The sequence below is a fragment of the Blastopirellula retiformator genome (assembly GCF_007859755.1).
GTDB classification, from domain to species: domain Bacteria; phylum Planctomycetota; class Planctomycetia; order Pirellulales; family Pirellulaceae; genus Blastopirellula; species Blastopirellula retiformator.
The window spans coordinates 55,580-76,118 of record NZ_SJPF01000008.1 but is presented as its reverse complement, the minus strand read 5'-3'; the positions used below and the strand labels follow the sequence as shown (position 1 = coordinate 76,118).

At 58.7% G+C, this 20,539-nt stretch carries 18 protein-coding genes; 8 read left to right on the top strand and 10 right to left on the bottom strand.

Translation table 11 applies throughout. The features are described from left to right. Positions 1-210: 210 nt before the first annotated feature. From Enr8_RS24560 to rpsB, 6 genes are all read right to left on the bottom strand, one after another. Positions 211-2,049 carry a peptidylprolyl isomerase gene (locus Enr8_RS24560; RefSeq protein WP_146436903.1) on the bottom strand — a complete coding sequence of 613 codons (1,839 nt, stop codon included), beginning with the start codon at positions 2,047-2,049 and terminating at the stop codon, positions 211-213. A gap of 202 nt (positions 2,050-2,251) precedes the next feature. Beyond that, positions 2,252-3,079 (bottom strand): glycerophosphodiester phosphodiesterase, encoded by an 828-nt coding sequence (locus Enr8_RS24555; RefSeq protein WP_186767867.1) that lies wholly within the window; start codon positions 3,077-3,079, stop codon positions 2,252-2,254. A 120-nt stretch (positions 3,080-3,199) separates the two neighbouring features. Then, positions 3,200-3,760, bottom strand: coding sequence for a ribosome recycling factor (gene frr, locus Enr8_RS24550; RefSeq protein ID WP_146436897.1), 561 nt, complete (start codon positions 3,758-3,760; stop codon positions 3,200-3,202). A gap of 226 nt (positions 3,761-3,986) precedes the next feature. Then, entirely contained in the window at positions 3,987-4,742 is a 756-nt protein-coding gene (gene pyrH, locus Enr8_RS24545) for a UMP kinase (protein ID WP_146436895.1), read from the bottom strand. Positions 4,743-4,926: 184 nt separating this feature from the next. Further along, positions 4,927-5,775: a translation elongation factor Ts gene (gene tsf / locus Enr8_RS24540; protein ID WP_146436892.1), complete on the bottom strand. Its 849-nt coding sequence runs from the start codon at positions 5,773-5,775 to the stop codon at positions 4,927-4,929. Positions 5,776-5,892: 117 nt separating this feature from the next. After that, entirely contained in the window at positions 5,893-6,627 is a 735-nt protein-coding gene (gene rpsB / locus Enr8_RS24535) for a 30S ribosomal protein S2 (RefSeq protein ID WP_146436889.1), read from the bottom strand. 448 nt (positions 6,628-7,075) lie between these two features. On the opposite strand from rpsB, the gene Enr8_RS24530 reads away from it, so the two are divergent. The 4 genes from Enr8_RS24530 (at position 7,076) to Enr8_RS24515 (ending at position 12,091) form a co-directional block, all read left to right on the top strand. Then, a complete protein-coding gene (locus Enr8_RS24530; RefSeq protein WP_146436887.1) occupies positions 7,076-8,125 on the top strand; it encodes an NAD(P)/FAD-dependent oxidoreductase in 1,050 nt (349 codons plus the stop codon). 134 nt (positions 8,126-8,259) lie between these two features. After that, on the top strand, positions 8,260-10,092 hold the full coding sequence (locus tag Enr8_RS24525) for a divalent metal cation transporter (RefSeq protein ID WP_146436884.1): 1,833 nt from the start codon (positions 8,260-8,262) through the stop codon (positions 10,090-10,092). A 122-nt stretch (positions 10,093-10,214) separates the two neighbouring features. Next, entirely contained in the window at positions 10,215-11,606 is a 1,392-nt protein-coding gene (gene asnS, locus Enr8_RS24520; RefSeq protein WP_146436881.1) for an asparagine--tRNA ligase, read from the top strand. Positions 11,607-11,641: 35 nt separating this feature from the next. Then, entirely contained in the window at positions 11,642-12,091 is a 450-nt protein-coding gene (locus Enr8_RS24515) for a rhodanese-like domain-containing protein (protein ID WP_146436878.1), read from the top strand. 13 nt (positions 12,092-12,104) lie between these two features. Here the strand turns inward: Enr8_RS24515 and Enr8_RS24510 are convergent, their stop codons facing one another. Next, positions 12,105-12,476, bottom strand: coding sequence for a hypothetical protein (locus Enr8_RS24510; protein ID WP_146436868.1), 372 nt, complete (start codon positions 12,474-12,476; stop codon positions 12,105-12,107). A 140-nt stretch (positions 12,477-12,616) separates the two neighbouring features. Beyond that, positions 12,617-13,018, bottom strand: a complete 402-nt coding sequence (locus Enr8_RS24505) for a hypothetical protein (protein WP_146436865.1) — start codon at positions 13,016-13,018, stop codon at positions 12,617-12,619. Between the two features lie 353 nt (positions 13,019-13,371). Here Enr8_RS24505 and Enr8_RS24500 point away from each other — a divergent pair, with 353 nt between their 5' ends. The 4 genes from Enr8_RS24500 to Enr8_RS24485 are packed head-to-tail and all read left to right on the top strand — an operon-like array spanning position 13,372 to position 17,880. After that, on the top strand, positions 13,372-14,277 hold the full coding sequence (locus Enr8_RS24500; RefSeq protein WP_146436863.1) for a coiled-coil domain-containing protein: 906 nt from the start codon (positions 13,372-13,374) through the stop codon (positions 14,275-14,277). Positions 14,278-14,330: 53 nt separating this feature from the next. Next, positions 14,331-15,530, top strand: a complete 1,200-nt coding sequence (locus Enr8_RS24495) for a formylglycine-generating enzyme family protein (RefSeq protein ID WP_146436860.1) — start codon at positions 14,331-14,333, stop codon at positions 15,528-15,530. Positions 15,531-15,534: 4 nt separating this feature from the next. Then, positions 15,535-16,437 carry a TRAFAC clade GTPase domain-containing protein gene (locus Enr8_RS24490; RefSeq protein WP_146436857.1) on the top strand — a complete coding sequence of 301 codons (903 nt, stop codon included), beginning with the start codon at positions 15,535-15,537 and terminating at the stop codon, positions 16,435-16,437. A 57-nt stretch (positions 16,438-16,494) separates the two neighbouring features. Beyond that, positions 16,495-17,880: a GAP1-N2 domain-containing protein gene (locus tag Enr8_RS24485; protein WP_146436855.1), complete on the top strand. Its 1,386-nt coding sequence runs from the start codon at positions 16,495-16,497 to the stop codon at positions 17,878-17,880. 125 nt (positions 17,881-18,005) lie between these two features. Here the strand turns inward: Enr8_RS24485 and fliM are convergent, their stop codons facing one another. Continuing rightward, on the bottom strand, positions 18,006-19,145 hold the full coding sequence (gene fliM / locus Enr8_RS24480) for a flagellar motor switch protein FliM (RefSeq protein WP_146436853.1): 1,140 nt from the start codon (positions 19,143-19,145) through the stop codon (positions 18,006-18,008). Positions 19,146-19,187: 42 nt separating this feature from the next. Then, positions 19,188-20,462 (bottom strand): glutamate-5-semialdehyde dehydrogenase, encoded by a 1,275-nt coding sequence (locus Enr8_RS24475; protein WP_146436851.1) that lies wholly within the window; start codon positions 20,460-20,462, stop codon positions 19,188-19,190. Positions 20,463-20,539 lie beyond the last annotated feature (77 nt).

Below are 20,539 nucleotides of genomic sequence, written 5' to 3'. Positions count from 1 at the left end.
AAACCTGAAAAACGCCGCCAGGCGGCAAATGCGTAAGGGGAAACTAGTCGCAGAAACTGTAATTCTAAGAATCGGCGACCGGGGAGGAAAGGACGACTAGATCGGAGGATTGCCAGCACAGACCGCAGGTTCGCTCGCTACCTAAAAAAAGAAGCCCCGACGACCGTCGGGGCTTCCAGGTTTTGCAGAACTTCTGGAGAAGTCTCGGTATTAACGAGTCGGTTGCTGTCGGGCGGCAGCTTCCAACTTTTTACCCATCTGGGTGGTATTGGCCAGGAAGTTGTCGATCTGGGCTTCTTCCCGCAGTTGATCGAACGCCTTGGCCATTTCCAGGCGAATCTTCTTTTCGTGGATGTCCTTGATCAGTTCGTCACGGACGACGTTGATGTCGGTGATCGTCGGCTTGGTGCGGCCAAGAGCCTTCAGGATCAACGACTGACGGCCGACGTTGATGATGCTCGACAGTTCGCCCGGCTGCAGGCGGAAGGCTTCTTCTTCCAGCTTCGGCTGACCGCCATTGCGGCGAATCGGCGGCACCTGACCGTCGTTGTTCTTCGAGACCGGCTCAATCGAGTACTGACGGGCCAGTTCGCCAAAGAACTGCTCGCTCGGGTTTTTGCGGGCCATGTCCCACACTTCCTGGGCGCGACGCTGATTGTCGAGCACGATCGCCAAGACTTGGACCCGTTCTCCATAGTTGGCTTCAAAGCCCTTCTGGACGTCTTCTTCGGTGACCTGGACCTTTTCGGCGACCAGCTTCTTCAGGGCGACGGTCGGCCAAACGGCATCGCGAACATAAACCTCGACGGTGATGTTCTGCTCTTGGGTCACTTCCTCGAGCCAGGCTTCAAAATCGGGCGAGCCATCCTGTTTCAGGAAACCATACGAGTCGGCGGCGCGGCTGATCTCGTCATTCAGGTCCTGTTCGGTCACTTCCAGGTTGTGCGACTTCAAAGCTTGCTGCAGGACGCGGCGATTGATTTCGCCATCCAGCACCTCGACGCCATGACGGGTGATGCACTCCTCTTCCAGGTCGTGCAGCATGATCGGCTGCCCGTTGAGGGTGGCGATCACGTTGGACGCCGGCTGACCGGTCGGATCTTCCAGGAAGTTCTCGATCTTGGCGTTCTTCTGCAGTTCTTCGTAAACGTCGCCGGCCGACGAGCGGAGCTTGTGCTCGCGAATCGCTTCGACCATGCGTTGGGCGATCTCGGGCTGTTTTTTCTCATCGACTTGGGTTGGCGGCAGATGCGATTCGCAGCGGAAGATCAGGTACTGCCCGGCGGTAAAGAGAACCTGCGAGACTTCTCCTTCCTTCAAGGCGAAGACCAAGTCTTCCACTTCCGGCGTTCCCATGTTCTTGCTGATCGGCGGAATCAGACCGCGAGCGGCGGCGCTGTTCGGATCTTCCGAGAAGTCCTTCGCCATGTCGGCGAACGCCTCCGGATTGGCGGCCGCTTTGGCCCGCAGCTCTTCAGCCAGGGCGCGGTCGGTGACCGAGATCATCCGGCACTTCACCTTCGGGCCAAATTGCGTTTCCCAGGCTTCGTTCAGTTCTTCCTGAGTCACTTCCAAGCGACTGGCGGCCAAACGACGCAAGGCCATCGTCGGCCAGACGATATCGTTGCGGTACTGAGCCGGCGTGACGTTCCGTTCATCTTTCAGCAGCAGGAACCACTTTTCGACCGAAAGACCAAATTTCTTGGCCGTGTGTTCGACTTCGGCGTCGATTTCGGTCTGGGTGATCTGAATGTTTCGTTTTTGGCATTCGTCGGCAATCAAGCGTTTGTTGATCACGCTTTCGAGCACGGTTTCGCCGAAGCGACGAGCCGCTTCGCGTCCCAGCTCATCCCGGGTAATGGGCTCGCGATTGACGACGGCAACCGTCTTAATCGCCGGAGCGGCGGCTTGAGCGGCGTTTGGTTGCTGGGCGACAGCGCTGTTTTCGCCACCAAGATTGCGAACGGTAATCGCGCCGATAGCGACCAGAACGAAGCCGCCCGCGATAATGGCCCAGGTTGTTCGATGGGCGTTTCGAAACGTAGTCACACTCGCCTCCTTGCTTCTGTGAAAATCGATCGATTTTTTCTAAAGTTTGCATCCATGCGGGTCGATCCCTAATAAGTTAGGGCGCAGCAGAATAGGCCTCATCGCGAATGGGGTCAAGATCGATTCGCCCCGCGCAGCAAAAAGGACGGCGCGACCCTTCGCACCGTCCTTGTTTGATCTTCCTGGCTGCTAGCAACCGCTTCTACTTGCGAATCGCGGCACCAATCTCGCCGGGGCGATCGGTGATGATGCCATCGACGCCAAGTTCGACCAGCTGTTTCGCCATTTGCGGATCGTTGACCGTGTAGACGAATAGCTTCTTGCCTTGCTTGTGAACCATGTCGGCGGCCGCCTTATCGACGAACTTGTAGTTCCACGCGATCACTTCGACCTTGTCGACGATCGGGGCGATCCGCTCGGCGGTCAACTTGTCGCTACCCAAAGCGGCGATCGCCAGCGAAGGCTCTAGTTCGGCACAGCGAGCGACGAAATCCCAGTCGAACGATTGGACGACCAGCTTGTCGGTCCAATCTCTCTCTTTAAGCAGTTGGATCAGGGTGTCGGCGTCTCCTTGCTTGTGCTCGATCAGCGTGACGCTTCCAGCTTGAATCGCTTCGATCGCCTGATCAAGTTTCGGCACATTGACGCCAGCGAACTTCGCGTCGAACCAGCTGCCGGCATCCAGCCCGGCGATATCCGACCAGTCTTTGGCGGCGATTTCGGTTTTCTTGCTCTTCCACTGCTGGTTGGCGTTGGTCGTCCGATCGTAGGTCTTATCGTGAATGCAGAACGGCACGCCATCGGCGCTGTGGTAGTAGTCGAGCTCCACCAGGTCCGCCTTCTGCTCGATCGCCAGTTGGAACGACGGGATCGTGTTCTCCGGAGCGAATGCTGAGGCGCCCCGATGTCCAATCACCAGCGGCTCTTTGGTTTCCAGAATGCGTTTCACCCGAGCGTCTCCCGCCGAAGCTTGCGAAGCGGCGCCGAAACCGGCGACCAGCGCCACGGCGGCCCAAACTAACGAAAACATTCGACTCTCAAAACGAAGCATCAGATCAATCTCAACTTACGGCGTCATAAACGAAAAAAGGTCGCGTGCACCAATGGTGGCGCCGCGACCTTGCTGAGCTGTTCTATTTTACGACGAACGTTAGCCGTCCATCACTTCCGTTTCGCGGGCCTTGGCCATTTCTGAGACTTTTTCTTCAAACTTTTTTGTGAGTTCTTGAATTTCGTTCTTGATGTCGTCGCGGATGTCTTCGCCGATCTCCTTTGCCTTCTCCGCGTTTTCGGCCGACTTGTTGCAGTCGCGGCGGACGTTGCGGATCGAGACCTTCGCCTCTTCGGCCAGTTCTTTGATCCGGGCGACCAACTTCTTGCGAACTTCGGTCGACAGGGCCGGAACATTCAAACGGATCACGCGTCCATCGCTCTGCGGGGCCATTCCCAAATCGCTGGCGACGATCGCTTTCTCGATGTCCTTGATCGCGCTGGTGTCATAGGGGCGAATCAACAACTGGGTCGGCTCAGGCACGCTGACCGATGCGATTTGCTTGATCGGTTGCAGCGAACCGTAGACCTCGACGCGCAGCGAGTCGACAAGCCCCGGGGTCGCACGGCCAGTTCGTATGCCGGAAAGATTGTTCTTCAGATGCTCAATCGCCTTGTCCATGCGATCTTCGGCTTCCGTTGTAATTGTGTCAGCGCTCATGGCTCGGTCCCACGATTGAATTTGAGGTGTCCAGCAGAGACGAGAACGACGCCCTGCGTCGTGAACAATCTTCATAAGGCTACCCTACTTTAGCCCTGAAGAAAATATGCGGCTCCGTTGGAGTTATCCTAACAGGAAATTCGCCGCGATCGACGGGAGCAGGGCAAACTGGAGAACTCCAGTAAGGTCAACTTCCCTGTCTCGCAGCGCAAAACCGGCGCCTTCGCTAGTTCACCGGTTGTAGTTCGGGAGAAATCAACGTCCCGACATGTTCGCCCCGCACGGCACGCTGAATGTTGCCGTCGGTGCGGTAGTTGAACACCAAGATCGGCATGCCATGTTCACGGCAGTGGGTGATCGCGGTCGAGTCCATCACTCGCAGGTTTTGCGCTTGCACGGTCGCAAAATCCAAATTGCGATAGAAAATGGCGTGGGGGTTCTTCTCGGGGTCATCGCTATAAACCCCATCGACCCGCGTCGCTTTCATCAGGATGTCCGCTTCCAACTCCAGCGCTCGCTGAGCGGCGGCAGTGTCGGTCGTGACAAAGGGACTGCCGGTTCCGGCCGCCAGGATCACGATGCGACCTTTCTCCAGGTGCCGCTTCGCACGGCGGCGAATGTAGGGCTCGGCGACGCCATCCATCCGAATCGCCGTCGTCAGCCGCGTTTCGCAGCCCAGCGATTCGAGCGCGTCCTGCAACGCCAGCCCATTGATCACGGTGGCCAACATCCCCATATAGTGGGCCGTCGCCTCTTGGATCATTGCGCTTTCATTCTTGAATTGACCGCCGCGGAGGATGTTACCGCCGCCGATCACCACCGAGATCTGGCAGCCGAGCTGCGAGGCCTGGTGGATTTGCCGCGAGATATGCACCACTTCATCCATGGCGATCCCGCGTTCGCCATGGCGGGAAAAGCTCTCGCCGGAAAGCTTGAGAACGATGCGAGAGTAATGCGGCGAAAGTGCGTCCGTTTGGGTCATGCGGCGAACCTTGGCAAAATAAAGAGGGAGAAGCCGAATTCGTCGGTGGAATTCTACCGGAAACGTAGTGCGCCGCACAGCCGACGCCGCCGGTTTGCGGTAGGCAAAGACAACAAGAACGAAAAAGCCCTGCTACAGTGAGCAGGGCCTCTTCATTTTGTTGGTGCGGAACTCCGCGAAAGGACTAGCCTTCGGCCGAGGGCTCTTCACCCAGGCTCCAATGGACGAACCGCTTGACGGTCATCCCCTTGCTCTTGGCGTAGGCGCCAACGGTTTGCTTGTCGTCTTTCACGAACGGCTGTTCGAGCAGAACCGACTCGGCGTAGAAGTTACGCAGGCGACCTTCGACCATCTTTTCGATGATCTTTTCCGGCTTGCCTTCGTTACGAGCCGCTTCGGTCAGAATCGAACGCTCGTTTTCGACAACCTTGGGATCGAGTTCTTCAACCGTGAGGGCCGAAGGACGCATCGCGGCGATGTGCATCGAAACGTCTTTGGCGGTTTCGTTGTCGCCACCTTCGACTTCGATCAACACACCGGCGACGGTGCTGCTGTTGTGGCTATAACCGCCGGCGGACCCATCAATGCGGATCATACGACCGATGTTGAAGACTTCGCGAACGCGATTGAACAGGTCGTCGCGAACTTCGCCCAGCGTCTGACCCGGCTTGATCGTCGACGGTTGAGCCAACAGCTCTTCGGCGGTCGCAGCGCCCGGCCCTTCGGCCAGCACTTTCGCCATATCGTCGGACAAAGCGATGAAGTCGTCGAGCTGGACCACCGAGGCGCTTTCGCACTTCAGTTCGACCATGGCGCCAACGCCCTTCTCGACGTCGGCGTAAACGCCGAAGCGACCGAATTCGGTCACGCGATCCGAACGCTTGCTGGCGATCGCGGCGCCGTTTTCACGCAACCAGCGGATCGCGCCGTCTTCGTCGCCGCCCGCTTCGGACAGCGCCTTCTTGCATTCCATCATGGGAAGTCCGGTCTTTTCGCGGAGTGATTTCACCGCAGCCGCCGAAATTCCTGCCATATCAGATTCTCCGAGATTTAGTCGGTGTCAGAATTGGTTCGTACGTGTATTAGGGAAGGAGTTTAGCCTACTCGCTTCCCTTGAATCTTTGATGAACGAGAGGACCCGCATTCGCAATTACGAAGCCGGCGCCGCGTCTTTGCCCTTCATGGCGATGTTGTGCTTGCCGTCGATGACCGCATCGGCCAGGTGCTTGACGAACAATTCGATCGAGCGAATGCCGTCGTCGTTGCCCGGCACCGGCAAATCGATTTCATCCGGATCGCAGTCGGTATCGGTCAGGGCGAGCGTCGTGATTCCCAGCGATTGGGCTTCGCGAATCGCATTGCGTTCTTTTTTCGGGTCGATGATCACCAGCGTTTCCGGCAGGCGATTCATGGTCCGCAGACCGTTCAGGTTGCGGTACATCTTGCGATGTTCGCGGGCCAGCGACGACTGCATCTTCTTCGAATACTTGTGCAGTTCGTCCCCTTCCAGAATCGATTCCAGCTCTTCCAGACGGGTCAGGCGGCTGCGAATGGTGCGGAAGTTGGTGAGCGTACCGCCGAGCCAACGTTCGTTGATGAACGGCATGCCGCAACGTTCAGCTTCGCGTTCGATCGCGGCGCCCGCTTGACGCTTGGTGCCGACGAACAAGACCAGCGAGCCCCCTTCGGAGACCTGCGTCAGGTACTTCTTGGCACGCAGCAGACCGCGGATCGTTTCGCGGACGTCGATGATGTGGATCTGGTTCTTTTTGGCGTAGATATACGGCGCCATTTTCGGGTTCCACCGGCTGGTGCGGTGACCATAGTGGATGCCCGATTCGACCAGTTCTTTGATTACGGAGTTTGCACTGCCGTCAGTAGACATAGAGGCTTTCCTTAACAGTGGGAACGCCAGGATACGATGTGTGCCAACTGAGCGATGCCGGCACCTACTATTGCCGGAGAAGCGTTTACCTAAGAAGGTTCAGCCTCTGCGAAGCGATACTCCGATCCTTCTAGCCGCAGAACTGTCCGACAAACTTCGACAGTTCCTGACCGATCCGCCTCACTTCGCCAGCAGCGGATCGACAACCAGAAAGACGCTTTCCACATGTTCCGGCCGCGGGCCGTTGGCCCTCTTCCCGGTGATTGTGCTCCCCTGCGGGTGGCAAGGGATGGAAACAAGCGGCTGATCGTACCAAAGCGGCTGAAAATCGTCAACCGGCGCCCTTTCCCCGCAGTGGACGAACGGCGTCAGCCGCCTATAATGACGCGATGGTTGTGTTATGGCCAAGGGGCCCAGCTATTACCTAAAATCATAGAAAGTCGATTTCGTGGCCGAGAAAGTCGTCATTATTGGAAGCGGACCTGCCGGTTGGACTGCGGCGATCTACGCCGCTCGAGCGGAGATTCAACCTCTTGTGTTTGAAGGGGCGCCGCTCCAGGAACATTACGATGTTGGACGCGGACCGCTCGGTCAGCTCGCCATGACGACCGAAGTCGAGAACTTCCCCGGCTTTCCGTCAGGCGACATGACCGCCTATCTGGACGACTCGATCGATTCCGAGCTCCGCCAATACATGGCGCCCCACATGAAGCATGGCGTCAGCGGGCCGGAACTGATGGAGCTGATGCGTCAGCAAGCGAAGAACTTTGGCACCCGCGTTGTCGGCGACGATATCGTCGAGGTCGACTTCGACGTCCGTCCCTTCCGCCTGAAAACGCGTGAAGGAGAGACGGTCGAAGCTCACTCAGTGATCATTGCGACCGGCGCCCGGGCTAACTATCTCGGCCTCCCCTCAGAGGCGATGTACAAAAATCGCGGGGTTAGCGCCTGTGCGGTCTGCGACGGCGCCCTCCCCCGCTTCCGCGACAAACCTTGCATCGTGGTTGGCGGCGGCGACTCGGCGGTCGAAGAGGCCGACTACATGGCCAAATTTGCGTCGAAAGTCTACCTGGTTCATCGCCGGGAAGAGTTGCGAGCGTCGAAAATCATGGCTGAGCGGGCCGAAAAGAACCCCAAGATCGAGTTCGTCTGGAACTCGGTCGTCGAAGAAGTCTTGGGGGATGACGACAACGGCGTTTCCGGCGCCCGAATCAAGAACGTGGTCGACGACTCGTCGAAAGTATATGAAGCGTCCGGTTTTTTCCTGGGGATCGGCCACACGCCGAATACCGACTTCCTGGAAGGGAAGCTGGAAATGACCGACAAGAAATACCTCAAATGGACGGTTCCGTTTCGGACCAACACCAGCGTCGAAGGGGTCTTCGCCGCTGGGGACGTGGCTGACGACTACTATCGCCAGGCGGTTACGGCCGCGGGGACCGGTTGTATGTCCGCCCTGGACGCCGAGCGCTATCTCGCCGCGCAAGGTCACCACTAATCCGCAAACTCTCGAAACTCACCCGCAGAAAAATGTAGCGCCTTCGCTGGAAGGCGCTACAAGCGGGGTTGAATGCGGTTTACACTAGACCCTCCTCACCATCTTCTCACTCACACGAGTTTCCGCCCCAAGCCATGTCCGAATCGAACGCTCCCGCTCCGCCCGAGTCTCAGAGTAACCACGTTCAGACCGACCGAGAAATTTTGCAGGACGCGTATGCCAAGGGGGGGCTCGCGCCGCTTTTCGCCTTCGTGCGCCTCTCGGGGCCGGGCTGGCTGCAAAGTGCGATCACGCTGGGGGGCGGTTCGCTTGCCGGCGCTCTCTATCTCGGTTCGCTCGGCGGCACTAACATGCTGTGGCTGCAGCTGATGGCGATCATCCTGGGCGTGGTGATGCTTTCGGCGATCAGCTATGTCACGCTCTCGACGGGCCAGAAGCCGTTTGGCGAAATCAATTCGCACATTAATCCGGCGCTTGGTTGGGGCTGGGTAATCGCGACCTGCCTGGCGAACATGATTTTCATCATGCCGCAGTTTTCGCTCTGCTATGACGCGCTCGACAAAAACCTGCTGCCCGGCTTGATCGACGGTAGCGTTACGTCGAAATGGACCGTTTCAATCATTCTGTTGGTGGCGGCAGGCTTCGTGGTCTTGCTTAATACCCGTGGCGGGACCGGGGCCAAGATCTTTGACGTGCTGCTGAAGCTGCTAGTCGGCATGGTAGTGATCTGCTTCTTTGGCGTCGTGTTGTTGATGGCGGGACAAGGAGCTTTGAACTGGGGAGAGATCTTCTCGGGCTTCATTCCGGACCTCAGTCAGTTGAGCGCTCCGACCGGCGACTTGGCGATGTTGGTCGATCAAACCACCGAAAATTATCGCCAGTTCTTCTACGACAAGATCGTCAGTAACCAAAGCGCCGTGATGATTGGCGCCGCAGCGACGGCGGTCGGCATCAATATGACCTTCCTACTGCCCTACTCGATGTTGGCTCGCGGTTGGGATCGCCCGTTCCGCGGCATGGCTCGCTTTGACCTTTCGACCGGTATGGCGATTCCCTACATCATCGTGACCACCTGTGTGGTGATCGCTTCGGCCGGCCGTTTTAACGGCAGCAACTACAACGATCCGAAAATCGATCCCTATTGGCTCAGCAGCGATCCGGCCGAAGTCGCCAAGTCGCCGATCTTTGGCGGCGCCACGGCCGTGATTACACCGCTGCTGAAGGAGAAATACGCCGACCAATACGCGGAAATCGCGGAGGACAACGCCGGCCAAACCAAGCTGCAGATCGCCAAAGAAGAGAAAGACCTGACCGCTTCGCTGGCGCCAGAGTTTCTGACGAAGTTGAACGAACCGGAACGGTTAATCGTCGCTTCGCTGGTACAGCGAAATGCCGACCAGTTGTCCGAAGCGCTCGCGCCGCTCGTCGGCAAAGCGACCGCTCGCTTGATCTTTGGTCTAGGCGTCTTCGGGATGGGCTTCTCCACGATCATCATCTTGATGCTGATCAACGGCTATGCGTTTACCGAGATGCTGGGCGCCAAAGCTGGCGGAGCCCCGCACGTGATCGGCTGCATCGTCGCCGGTCTGGCCGGAGCTTCGTGGGTGGTCGCCTGGACCGGCGAAGCCCGCATCTGGCTGGCGATCGCCGCGTCGAGCTTTGCGATCCTGCTGCTGCCGATCGCCTACACGACGTTCTTCCTGATGATGAACAGCAAGCGAATCCTGGGAGACCAAAAGCCGACCGGTATCTCGATGGTCGCCTGGAACGTGTTGATGGTGGCGGCGGTGGTCGGCGCCTTTGGGGCGGCTGGTCAGTCGTTGTGGGGTAAATGGACCGACAAGAATCCGGCGAACGCTCTGGCCACCAACGTGGTGTTGAGCCTAGCGGTCGCCTACATCTTGGCGGTCTTCATCGGCTTTTTCTTACGTAAGCCCGATGCGCCGAAAGCCGACGCCGCAGAATAGAAAAATCGCCAGAAGAAATAACTCCAGGGCGGTCGCATTTTCCAGACGCGGCCGCCCTTTTTGCTTTCGAACCTGCGCGGCTAGAATACAATCTTCGCACCGCAAGCTTCGGAAAGTTCGTCATGCAAAAAATCACCGTTCGCACCGCCCTCTCCGCCGATCAAGTCGGCAATCAAGTCACGCTCGAAGGCTGGGTTCGCACCCGCCGCGACAGTAAAGCCGGCTTCAGCTTTATCGAACTGAACGACGGCAGTTGTATGGGCAACATTCAGGTGGTCGCCGACGGCAAGCTCGACAACTACGAAGCCGAAGTGAAAAAGCTGTCTCCCGGCTGTAGTTTGCGGGTCGTGGGTGAAATCGTCGCATCCCAGGGCAAGGGTCAAACGACCGAAGTTCAAGCGAGCGAAATCCACGTCTACGGCTGGGCCGACGTCGAGACCTATCCGCTGCAGAAGAAGCGGCACTCCATGGAGAAGCTCCGCGAGTGGGCCCACCTGCGGCCGCGCACCAATACGTTTGGCGCCGTGTTCCGCGTGCGCAACTGCGTTTCGCGTTCGATCCACAACTTCTTCCAAGAGCGCGGCTTCCTGTACGTGCATACGCCGATCATCACCGCCAGCGACTGCGAAGGCGCCGGCGAGATGTTCAAGGTGACGACGCTCGACTTGGAAGCGCCGCCGAAACAAAACGGCAAGGTCGACTACACGCAAGACTTCTTCGAGCGGCCTTCGTACCTAACGGTCAGCGGACAGTTGGAAGGCGAAATCTTCGCGACGGCCCTTGGGAACGTCTACACGTTCGGTCCGACCTTCCGAGCCGAGAACTCCAACACCTCGCGTCACTTGGCCGAGTTCTGGATGGTTGAGCCCGAGATGGCGTTCGTTGACCTCGAAGGGAACATGCAGGTCGCCGAAGACTTCATCAAACGGATTATCTCGGACGTGCTACGCGACTGCGGCGACGACCTGCAGTTCTTCAACGACCGCATCGACGACACCGTCCTGTCGACGCTCACCTTGATGGCCGACAGCGAGTTCCTGCGAGTCAGCTACACCGACGCGATCGACGTGCTGCTGAAGAGCGGGCAGAAGTTTGAATACAAGGTCGATTGGGGAACCGATCTGCAGTCGGAGCACGAGCGTTTCTTGACCGAAGTCCATTTCAAACAGCCGGTGATTCTGCACGATTATCCGCGCACGATTAAACCGTTCTACATGCGTTGTAACGAAGATGGCAAAACAGTCAGGGCCATGGACGTCTTGGCCCCCAAGGTGGGCGAAATCATCGGCGGCAGCCAGCGTGAGGAACGATTAGACGTGCTGGAAGGACGAATGCAGGAGCAAGGACTCAATCCAGCCGATTATTGGTGGTATCTAGAACTGCGGAAATACGGCACGATCCCTCACTCTGGTTTTGGACTAGGGCTCGAGCGCATCCTACAGTTCATTACCGGCATGGGTAACATCCGCGATGTGATCCCCTTCCCCCGTACGCCGGGGAGCGCCGAGTTTTAATCGCGCCACCCAAATCGGTTCGGAGGATTCGCTGGATGACGATTCGCACGAATATCACGCTCGTAGCGATTATGCTGTTGGGCGTCATCGCCAGTCAGACCCAAGCGGAAGATCTGAAGAAACTGCTCGCGCGATTCGAGAAGGACGAAATCGTGCTGCTCGACGTCCGCGAAGGGGTCGAGTGGAAGAAGGGACACATCGAGGGCGCGATGCTGGCGCCCTTCTCTCGGATCGCCTTCGACCCCGAATGCAGGAAGATCATCGCGTCGCTCCCCGAGGGAAAAGACGTCTACTGCTATAGCAACGCCGGCAAGCGAGCGTTCTTCGCTGCGAATTATCTCTCGGAACGAAACGGCCAGCCGGCAACCGCCTTGAAGGCTTCGATGCAGTCGCTGATCTCCGCCGGCTTCAAAGAAGCCGACCTGCGCCCGAAAGGTTTTCTCGAGCAGATCAAAGAACAGGAAGCGAAAGACCTCGGCAAGTAGCGTCCAGGCTTTCTTATCTTCCCAACTGCACGAAGAACGCCAGCCAGGGCAACAGGCCGATCACCAGGATTGCCCGGACAATCGCCTTAGGGACGTTGCGGCCTTGCTGCAGCACGATCGGGATCAGCAATATGCTAATTGTGCCGGTCACCATGGCGACCATCAGCAATAACATCGCAATCGATTCCAAACGCATCGAAGGCTCGCCGCTCGCCCAGACGTAACTGAGTACGGCAAGATTCGCGACCTCGGCAATCAGGGTGGTGACGCCGCAGAGCGTCCAGAAGATCGTCATCGAATCGGCGGTCTGCAGTTGCTGACCTTCGCCCGGACGATGGCCGTGCGCTTTCGCTTTGCGCGCGGTCTTAGATTTCCTACTACTCATAGAGAACGCCTGCATAGATGAGGTGGGTAGTCGACGCTTCTATGTTCTATCGTACCCCGCAACCGTCGCCAAAGGCAAAAGAAAAACCCCGCCATACGCTGGCGGGGTTCTTTGATTTCGTACTGCTGAAGCGGGTCGCTCTAGTAGTAAGAGTGAACGATCAGGTCGCCGCAGTGGGTGAAGACCATTTTGACGCGGAAACCGCAGCACCACTGATACTCGACGATCTTGCGACCGAAGATGCCCGCGCGGCTGCAAACTTGCGGAGCGCCGGTGCAGCAGGCCGGCAAGCAAACCGGAACTTCATACGCGCAGCTGGTGCAGGGCTTCTCAACCACCAGGATCGTTTTAACCGGCGGTTCGCAGCTGCAGCAGATCTTCGAACAGCGACGATGATGGTCGCGATACTTGATACAGGGGGTCTCGCAGCACGGCGCCGGCTGCGGCGCACAGCAGGAAGGCTCAACCGAGGCGGCGCTGACCGAACCAACGCTAGCGAGCACCGAAAGCAAAATGGCGGGAAGCAACAATGTGCGAATCATGGGGAAGGCTCCTTCGTTTGCGGCGGAAAGATCAACTGTTGTCTGACCTAAACCTAACATCCATTTGCCGGCATGAAAAAGGTCTACGCTGATTTTAACGGTCGCGCGGAATGTTTTGAATATACCGCCTATGGGCCTTTGCCACGAAAAAGTAGACAAACGGAATCTTGATTCTTTGCCTGCGAGAAGAATTCGACCTACTTTTCAGTTGGCGAAGGTCGCACCCGGCCGCTCGTCCTCATTTCCTTTTCAGAGACGGAGGCGCTTCGCCGCTTCCACTGCTTTTCATACGCAGGCTCGCACTGAAGGCGAGCGCACGAATCGATCACGCCTGGGTGGGAAGAAGAATCGCCGTGACTGCCAATCCAGAACAGTTGCTCCAGGTAGGCTACCCGGCCCTGGAGGAGGCGCTCGAGCAGCTCAAGGCTCACAATCAGGGCCTCGAGCAATTCGTAGAAGAACTCGTCGCGGAACTAGCACGACTCTCCGCCGAGTTCGAACGACGCTCGCAAGAAGCCTCACAAGCCGTCGCTCAGCAAGCGGCTGACGCTCAAGGCGCCTCCGCCTCGTCGGCCGAGCTGGCCCAACTGCAACAGACGATCCAACAGCACGAACAACATCTCGCCGCCGCCCAGTCGGAACTTGCCGCTGCGCGCGCTGAAGCGGAACAATGGAAGGCGCAAAGCGGCGCTGACCAAGCGAATCAATCGTTGCTAGCCGAAGCGCAGCAGCGCAACCTGGAACTTGAACAACAACTGCGAGACTCCGCTCAGGCCCAGCGAGATCTGGAAGAAAGCCGCGGCGAAATCGCCCATCTCAAACAACAACTGGCCGCCGTCAAGATCGAACTGCTCGATGCGCAGCAACATTTTGATCGGGGCGACAGCTTCAGCGAAGGGCACGAAGACGACTTCGTCGAGTTGGAAGACGAACTTGCTCGCGTCCGCAACCGGGCCGCCGAGCTAACCGCTACCGTCGATCGCCAGCAACGCGAAATCGCCGCCGAGCGAGCCGAGTGGTCGACCGAACTGAAGTCGATGCGGACGATGCTTGAACGGCAGTCGGGCGCCATCGCCACCCGTCCAGCGCCGCCTGACGAGTCGCTCTCGTCCACGTCGGTCGGCACCAACACCGTCGTCCGCGAGTCGACTCAGTCGCGTCCGATGGGGGGCGACAACGTTGTCGATTCGGTGATGGCCCAGTTCGCCAAACTTCAACGTGACATCAACCGTCGACGAGCCAACGGCCAGAATCGGTAAGCGTGCGCTACCAGCGCAGGGGCGCTATCAAACTTGTTGCAGGAACGATTCCCATGCTCTTCTTCAAACAACATTGGTTGACGCTGACGATCGGCGTCGCCGTCGGCGCGCTAGGAATCGCCTGGCTGGCCGGATTCTGGCAAATCGTAGTTGGCGTGGCCGTATTGGCGGCGGTAGCCGGCGGCGCCTATGCGCTGCTGCGACGTCGCCAGCAGGCGGAAGCCGCGGCCGTCAACGTAGCGCGCCCGCAAAGATCGAAATCTCGTCCCGAGCCAGAGCCGACCGATACCGAGGCCCTGGCTCGCTTGATGTTAGAGCAGGGACGCTACTCGCTGCTGCTCCGTCCTCAGATCGCGGCCAATCTGCCGCCCCATCTGCTGGAACAGGCGCGCCACGCGTTCGACGACATGATGACGATCGTGCCGGAGGGGGACGTGTTGGTCGGTCGCGCGAAACCGGACGACGAACATTCCCAAGGCTACGGCGGCAACCTGGTGCGGGTCGAAGCGGTCTATCTCGATCGTTTTCAAGTGACCAATGAAGAGTACCAGGAATTCGTCGACGCCGGCGGTTATGAACAAATGCCGCTGTGGGATCCAGAGATCTGGCCCGCCGTGCTCGACTTTGTCGATCAATCGGGGCTGCCTGGCCCGCGCTACTGGCGGAACGGACGCTTTATCGAAGGGGAGGAGCGTCATCCGGTGGTCGGCGTTTGCTGGTACGAAGCGGCGGCTTACGCCCGCTGGGTCGGCAAGCGTCTGCCGACCGATCCCGAATGGATCAAGGCTGGCGCCTGGCCGGTGCCGCTGCCTGGCGCCGAGCCGATTCAACGTCGTTTTCCGTGGGGCGAATCAATGGACCAAGGTCGGGCAAACCTTTGGGGCTGCGGTCCAGAGCATGTCGTTCCGGTCGATCAGTACGCACCGGGCGCGAGCGTCGCCGGTTGCCACCAACTGATTGGCAACGTCTGGGAGTGGACCTCCAGCCGCTTTGGCGCCTGGCGGGCTCCTGGAGATCAACTGGTGATTGATAGTGCGATGCGCAGCCTCCGCGGCGGCGCGTACGACACTTACTTTGATCACCAGGCTTCGTGCGATTATCAAAGCGGCGATAAGGCGATCGCTCGCAAGCACAACATCGGGTTCCGCTGTGCGGTCAGCTATTGCGATATTCTGCCGGACGAAGAATCCTTCGACGGCGGCGAGATGGAAGTAGAACTAGAAGCCGCCGCTGCGGCAGGCGGGGAGAACTAATCTTATGGTACGCAAAGCTCTCGTAGCGATGGAATCGTATCGCCTGGCGCAATACGCGGTTCCGATTTCGTGTTACATCTGCGGCGGCGACAACAACTACGACGTCGAACTCTGCCGACATTGTTCGGCCCCGATGGCCCTGTCGCATCAAGCCAATACGCAAGGGATCGAGCCCGGCATGATTGCGGTGCTAGGTACCGCCGCGGCCGGCAAGACGGTCTATCTCGGCATGTTGCTCGACATGCTGACGCGGCGTAACAATCGCGTACAGGTGCTGGCCCGCGGCGCCTTCTCAATCACGCTACAGCAGCGCACGATGGCCGCGCTCGCCTCGTCGGCGTTTCCCGAAAAGACGCCAAACGAACCGGACCGCTGGAACTGGGTCCACTGCCAAGCCAAGCTGCCCAGCCACAAACGCCCGATCGAACTGATCATGCCCGACATGGCTGGCGAAGCGATCCTCGAAGAGGTCGATCACCCGCACTCGTACCCCGCCATTCATTCGTTCCTCCGCAAATGCGCCGGCGTTCTGCTGTTAGTCGATACCGAGCGGATCGAGGATGGTTCGCAGGAACAAAACTACTTCATGATGAAGCTGATCACCTATCTCAGCGAACAATCGCAAAAGAAGAAACGGGGCAAATGCACCCGGCCGATGGCGATCGTCTTCTCCAAGGCGGACCAGTGCGATCCTTGCTTCGCCAATCCTGATCGATACGCTCGAGATCGAACGCCCAATCTCTGGCAACAAATTGGCGAACGGTTTTCGACGGTCGGGTTTTTCGCTTCCAGCGTGACCGGGGCCTGTTCGCAGCGACTTGATCATGGCAGCAAAGTGAATGTTCCGCTGCGAATCGAACCGCGCGGCATCGTCGAGCCGTTCGAGTGGTTGATTCGCAAAGTCTAAGATCTGTCCCTTGACGTTGCACCTCTGATTTCTCCTCTTTGATCTTTGCCCACTTATATGTCCGTTACAATTCAACAAGCGATTTTCACCTCGGCGCAAACGTCGCGTCTCGACGGCTATCAGTTGGTCGCCGCCAGCAATGGAGTCACCCAGGAAGACTCCCGCGAACTCGCCGCTTGGTGCCCTGCCCACGACGCGATGCTCCGCGAGGACCTCGCCGCGTACAGCGTCAATTTTCATCCGGTCAGCGCCACGCGATACTGCGTCTCGCGGACGATCAACGGACAGTCCGAATACAGCGGCCGCGGCGGTCGGCAGATCTATACGCACTGCCTGCTGATTGATGCGCCGCAGTTCGTGCAGTTCGCCAACAATCCGTTCCATGTGCTCGCCGCGGCGACTGTGGACGCCAATCTCAGTTGGCGAAGCTCGTTGCCTTCGCAGTTGAGCGAGATCAAGCTGGTGCCGACCGGCAAGCCCGTTGATCTTTCGCTCTTTAGGCAATCGCAGCTGGCGCGGATCCCGTATTTAATGACTGCATGGTTTCAAGAGGCGCTCGATAAGCCGCGATTGGCCCTGACCGGTTATGGCGGCGACGAGAGCATCTTCGCCCAGTTCTTCAACTTGACGCCGGTTAACCTGCGGCCGCTCTTCTCGTTTTCGACGGGGCTTCGCTACTCGCAGCGGCGACCGTTCCGCTTCCTGGGACTGGAAGGCAACCATGAAGAGCAGCGTCGCGCCGTTCGCGGCGAAGGCCTTTCGTTGCTCGACCTGGCCAATCCGCCGATGAACGGCGATCGCTTGCGTAACGCGTGGGCGACTTGGGTCTTGGTGGCGCTCCGCACCAACCTGCCGGCGTCAGCGGTCAAATTGCTCAGCCAAGCCGATCCTCAACTCGACGCGTTGCAGCTGGACGCACTCGGACAGCGACTGCGGCTACAGCTGCTTTCGATGGAGGAAGACGAAACCAAGAACGCCGCAGAATTGGAACAGAATGATGCGTCGGAAGCGGAACTTGCCGCCGCTGGAACCCCACGCAGCGATGCAGGGGACGGCCCGCGGAAAATCGTGCGTAGCCACGCGCCTCATCCAGCCCACTCTCGTGCGACTAGCTCGGCCCGTCTGGTTCAGATCGCCGGTCCCCTGCCATCTTCCCAGATCTCAGGGATCTCGGTCCACGAACAACAGCGGCTGGCGCAGCTTGACGAGTTGGTCGCAGGCGCATTGACCGGCAGCATCGAGTCGCTGGCCCAGTTGCAGAACGTCTGGCCAGAAATCGCCAGCGAACTTCCGTCGTCACTACGCAGCGACGTGCAAGAGCGGTACCTCGCCTATGCGGTGATCGCCTGGAAGAAGCTAAACGACCGCCGCGTTAATCGAAACCCACAGACGGCGGCGAGCTTGTTGGACGTGTTGTCGCTGATCTTTTCGTCGGCGGCGTAGAATTGACGAGACTCACACGTGTACCACTGCTGGCTTGTCCAGCAGTGGTACACGTTGAGACCTCTTTCAGATCGCAACCACATTCCCTCGGCTTGCGCCCTTGGGCTACGATTGGCGATGGCCCCTTATTTCTTCCCCGGCGGTTTTGCCGGTTTTGCCGGTTGCGACGGCGTGTTGCTGGGCATCTTTGGCTGAACCGGCTTTTGTTTTTTCGGGGGCAAGATGGCGTCGACCTGAATCGCTTTGTGTCCCTTAAAGGCGCCCGGGTAGGCCAGGAACTTAGTCACGCCGTTGACGCTCACCTTCAGCGGCTCGCGTGAATCCTTGGACGTCGTGATGATGTCGCCAACTCGCAGCTCCAGCAGATCTTCGGTCGTTATCTTCGTTTCGGCCAACGTCACGCCTAGCTTGACCGAAGCGCCGTCCATCTGCGTGCTAAGCGCCTGACGCGATTCGTCCGTGATCTCGGAACTACCGTAGGCGAACCAGGTGTTGGCGGTCAGCTTGCCGCCGATTCGTTCGATCGAGTTGAACGGAATACAAAGGTTCATCATGCCGCGGACGTCGCCGATCGCCAGTTCGAAACTGATCAACACGACCACTTCGTTCGGCGGCACAATTTGGACCAGCTGCGGGTTGCTCTCGACGCGAACGACGCCTAGCTGCAGGTCGAGCACGTTTTCCCACGCGATCCGCAGTTCACCCAAGAAGAGGCTGGTGATCCGCGACACGAGCGTCAACTCGATCTCGGTGAGCGGACGTCGAGAAACGGGGCTGCTCTCTTTGCCGCCCCCCAACAAGCGATCGATGATCGGATAGAGAATCGACGGGTTGATGTCGAGAATCAGGTTCCCTTCCAGCGGACTGGCCGTCAGCAGGTTGAAACAGCTCGGATTCTCCAGACTGAACACGAACTCGCTGTAGGTCAGCTGGTCAACGCTGGTCAGCTTCACCTCGACGATGTTGCGCAAGAGACCTGACAGTGCGGCGCCAAAGTTACGCCCGAAACCTTCATGCATCGACTGCAGGGCCCGCATCTGTTCTTTGCCGACACGCTCGGGACGCTTGAAGTCGTAGGGGGTGATCTTCTCGCGATGACGCGTTGGTCGGGTGATGTCATCGGCCGCGCTGGCGGAAGCGTCCAGACCTTGCACGCCTGAAGAAGCAGGCGGTGGCGGCGCTTCGGACGTCTTCGGCCCACTCGCCTCCATGGCGCTTAGTAGGCTCTCGACCTCCGCCTGGCTTAGCACATTGTCGTTGCCCATGAATTCCTCCCTGAATCCAATCGGCTCGCTACGGCAAGGCCGCTACGAGCGAATCTGGCCGTCGCCGTAAACCACGTACTTATAACTGGTGAGCGCCTCCAACCCGCACGGTCCGCGAGCATGGAACTTGTCAGTGCTGATCCCGATCTCAGCGCCCAGGCCAAACTCTCCGCCATCGTTAAACCGCGTGCTGGCGTTGACCATGACCGCCGAACTGTCGATCCGCGAAGCGAACTCGCGAGCCGCCGCTAAATTTCGCGTGACGATCGATTCAGTATGCTTCGAGCTGTAAAGGTTGATGTGACGAATCGCCGCGTCGAGCGACTCCACCACCTTCACGCTGATGATCGGGCCCAGGTACTCAGCCGCAAAATCCTCGTCGGTCGCCGTCTTCGCTTTCAGGACCAACGACTGCGTCGTCGAGTCGCCCCGAATCTCGACGCCTCGCTCCAGCAAAGCGGCGCCAATTGCCGGCAAAAACAGATCAGCCACATCCTGGTGTACGACCAGGGACTCAGCCGCATTGCAGACGCCATAACGATGACACTTGCTGTTCACCGCGATCGACATCGCCATGTCGAGATCGGCGTCACGGTCGACATAAACGTGACAGTTGCCGTTAAAGTGCTTGATCACCGGCATCGTCGCTTCGTCGGCGACTCGGCGAATCAGCCCTTCTCCGCCGCGCGGAATTGCGACATCGATGTATTGATTCAGTTTTAGAAAGTGCCCAACGGCGGCGCGGTCCGACGTGTTGACCAATTGGACGGCCGTCGTAGGAATATCGTAGTCGAGGGCACAGTCTTGCATCACTTCGACGATCGCTCGCGACGAGTGAGCGGCTTCTTTGCCGCCACGCAGGATGACCGCGTTGCCGCTCTTGACGCAAATGGCGGCCGCATCGGCAGTCACGTTGGGACGAGACTCATAGATGAAGAAGACGACCCCCAGCGGTACGCGAATCTTCTGGATGTCGAGTCCGTTCGGCCGGACCGTCGAGTCGATCACCCGGCCAATCGGATCCTCGAGCATGGCGATCTGCTCCAGACCAGCGGCGATGCTTTCGATCCGTTTGCCGTCCAGTTTCAGTCGATCCACTTCAGCCGGGGTCAGCCCAAACTGGGGCGCCGCCTCCAGGTCGAGCGCGTTGGCGGCGGTGATCGCCGCTTCGGCAGCGCGCAGCCGCTTGGCCGATTCCCGTAGCCAGCCATTCTTCTGTGCGCCAGAGACCAACGCCAAAGCGGCCGAAGCCTCTTTCGCCTGTAGCGCGGTTTCCAGACAGTACTGGGCCAGATCTTGATTCTCGAGAATCGACATGAAACCTTGAATTGGTAATGGGTTAGCGAGCGGCGAGCGCGCAGGCACCGGACTCGGTAGTATCGAGAGATTTGCCG

Excerpts from the sequence above, each read along its gene's own strand:
- Enr8_RS24525 (WP_146436884.1), top strand. The coding sequence starts at position 8,260 with ATGTCCGAATCGAACGCTCCCGCTCCGCCCGAGTCTCAGAGTAACCAC.
- Enr8_RS24475 (WP_146436851.1), bottom strand. The coding sequence starts at position 20,462 with ATGTCGATTCTCGAGAATCAAGATCTGGCCCAGTACTGTCTGGAAACC.
- Enr8_RS24490 (WP_146436857.1), top strand. The coding sequence starts at position 15,535 with ATGGTACGCAAAGCTCTCGTAGCGATGGAATCGTATCGCCTGGCGCAA.
- rpsB (WP_146436889.1), bottom strand. The coding sequence starts at position 6,627 with ATGTCTACTGACGGCAGTGCAAACTCCGTAATCAAAGAACTGGTCGAA.
- pyrH (WP_146436895.1), bottom strand. The coding sequence starts at position 4,742 with ATGACCCAAACGGACGCACTTTCGCCGCATTACTCTCGCATCGTTCTC.
- frr (WP_146436897.1), bottom strand. The coding sequence starts at position 3,760 with ATGAGCGCTGACACAATTACAACGGAAGCCGAAGATCGCATGGACAAG.
- fliM (WP_146436853.1), bottom strand. The coding sequence starts at position 19,145 with ATGGGCAACGACAATGTGCTAAGCCAGGCGGAGGTCGAGAGCCTACTA.
- asnS (WP_146436881.1), top strand. The coding sequence starts at position 10,215 with ATGCAAAAAATCACCGTTCGCACCGCCCTCTCCGCCGATCAAGTCGGC.
- Enr8_RS24485 (WP_146436855.1), top strand. The coding sequence starts at position 16,495 with ATGTCCGTTACAATTCAACAAGCGATTTTCACCTCGGCGCAAACGTCG.
- Enr8_RS24495 (WP_146436860.1), top strand. The coding sequence starts at position 14,331 with ATGCTCTTCTTCAAACAACATTGGTTGACGCTGACGATCGGCGTCGCC.
- tsf (WP_146436892.1), bottom strand. The coding sequence starts at position 5,775 with ATGGCAGGAATTTCGGCGGCTGCGGTGAAATCACTCCGCGAAAAGACC.
- Enr8_RS24515 (WP_146436878.1), top strand. The coding sequence starts at position 11,642 with ATGACGATTCGCACGAATATCACGCTCGTAGCGATTATGCTGTTGGGC.
- Enr8_RS24510 (WP_146436868.1), bottom strand. The coding sequence starts at position 12,476 with ATGAGTAGTAGGAAATCTAAGACCGCGCGCAAAGCGAAAGCGCACGGC.
- Enr8_RS24505 (WP_146436865.1), bottom strand. The coding sequence starts at position 13,018 with ATGATTCGCACATTGTTGCTTCCCGCCATTTTGCTTTCGGTGCTCGCT.
- Enr8_RS24555 (WP_186767867.1), bottom strand. The coding sequence starts at position 3,079 with ATGTTTTCGTTAGTTTGGGCCGCCGTGGCGCTGGTCGCCGGTTTCGGC.